Source organism: Advenella sp. S44 (assembly GCF_002810445.1).
Lineage (GTDB): Bacteria > Pseudomonadota > Gammaproteobacteria > Burkholderiales > Burkholderiaceae_B > Advenella.
Map to the genome: position 1 here is coordinate 1 of NZ_NEXS01000013.1, position 1,887 is coordinate 1,887.

Genomic DNA, 1,887 nt, shown 5'->3' on the forward strand with positions numbered 1-1,887 from the left:
ATCCGATCGCTATGATCTGGTCGGGCGCATTAATGTTGCAATTTTTAGGGAGTGAGGATGCGCATGCTGCAATTTTGCGTGCTATCGAAAATTGCTTGAAATCAGGTCCACGTACGCCGGATCTTGGGGGTAACGCGCAGACTGAAGATATCGGTCGCGCTATTGCAGACGAAGTTGCAGGATCCTGAAAAGGCTAAACGTAGTGGACATATTATAAACCAGGAGACAAATGATGAAAAAAAAACTGCTCACTCTAACTATCGTTGCAGAGTGCATTTTGCTACCAATTGCCCAAGCGGAGGACTACCCATCCAAACCAATTACATGGATCGTCCCCTTCGCTGCTGGTGGACCTACCGATTCACTTGCCAGAATGATGGCAGATCGAATCAGTCGCGAATTAGGTCAATCCATTGTCATTGAAAATACGCCTGGCGCGGGTGGAACGATCGGAGCAACACGGGCGGCGCGTGCAAAACCTGATGGATATACGATGCTCGTTGGCCATTTTGGATACATGGCTGCAGCACCTTCGCTCTACGCAAACCTGCGCTATGATCCTGTGAAAAATTTCAACGGAGTGTTCCGCTTTCCTGATACGCCAATGGTATTGCTCGTCAACGGCCAGAGCCCCTACAATTCCCTCCAGGATTTCCTAAGCTCTGCTCGTGCAGAACCCGGGCGCCTAAATGTCGCCCATGCAGGTGTTGGTTCAGCATCACACCTGACTGCAGCCTTGTTCGCTCAGAAGGCTGGAATTGACATTCAAGGAGTTCCTTATAGAGGTGGCGGTCAGGCACTAACTGACGTGATGGGCGGGCAAGCCGACGCTATATTTGACCAAGCCAATACGGTCATGGCATTAGTCGGCAGCGACAAAATCAGGCCACTGGCTCAGACATCCCCCACACGTAGTAAGCAATTTCCTGATCTTCCTACCGTAGCAGAGGCAGGCATTCCGGGGTTTGAAGCACAGACATGGTATGGGCTCTACGCTCCATCGGGTACTCCTCAGTCCGCGATACGCCGCTCCTTTAAAGCTTACCAAAACGCGCTCGCTGACCCAGCTTTTCAAGAATCTTTGTTTAAGCAAGGCCTACAATCACTGCCCGACCAAGAATATCCAGGAGAAGCGCTTGAAAAGCACACTCGGTCAGAAATTGAAAAATGGAACAGCGTTATTCGTAAAGCTGGTATACAACCTCAGTCATGAGGGGGAAAGACTATGAGTATTGCGGCAGAAACCGTTAATGCTAATGGGGGTAGTCACCAAAAGTTCCTGTTGCAATCGTTCCCGTTGTTTTCTGGTGCCTGCATTTCTCCACTGACAGTTGCTTATACAACTTATGGTAAACCAAATGCGGACCGCAACAATTTTGTGTTGGTTTTACCTGGCACGAGTAACACACGCCATGGCGCCTTGCTACATATCGGCCCGGGGCGGGCGTTTGATACAGGTCGCTTCTGTGTCGTATCGATAGACGCAATTGGGGGGGGGGACTCTACCCAGCCTGGTGATGGGCTAGGTGTAGATTTCCCCCCCTATTCAGTCGCTGACATGGTGCTAGCCCAGCATGCGCTGGCACTACATCTGACCAAAGGTTCTCCCCTGGCTGCAGTTGCCGGCGCGTCAATGGGGGCATTTCAGGCGTTAGAGTGGGTAGTGCGTTTCCCTCACTTGGTATCAGCGGCAGTGTTGCTGGTACCTGCTGCACGGGCTGGCCAACTTTTCAAGGAAACAGTCAGACAGATGCGCCGTATAATTGAGTTAGACCCAGCTTGGCAAAGCGGTAACTATCGCAGTAATCCCATCGCTGGATTGCGAGCTGCGGGCCATCACTATTTCCCTTGGACTGTGGCAGATGCTTATCTCGAGTCAGTTACCCC

Annotated in this window: 3 protein-coding genes; all 3 read left to right on the forward strand. The window is 51.3% G+C overall.

All coding sequences use genetic code 11. The annotated features are described in order from the left end of the window. On the forward strand, positions 1-188 hold a 188-nt coding region (locus CAP48_RS19410), incomplete at its 5' end, for an isocitrate/isopropylmalate family dehydrogenase (RefSeq protein ID WP_242444573.1). Between the two features lie 41 nt (positions 189-229). Next, positions 230-1,213 carry a tripartite tricarboxylate transporter substrate binding protein gene (locus CAP48_RS19415; protein ID WP_226817338.1) on the forward strand — a complete coding sequence of 328 codons (984 nt, stop codon included), beginning with the start codon at positions 230-232 and terminating at the stop codon, positions 1,211-1,213. Positions 1,214-1,225: 12 nt separating this feature from the next. After that, positions 1,226-1,887 (forward strand): alpha/beta fold hydrolase (locus tag CAP48_RS19420; protein WP_153045729.1); only part of this gene is annotated, 662 nt, incomplete at its 3' end.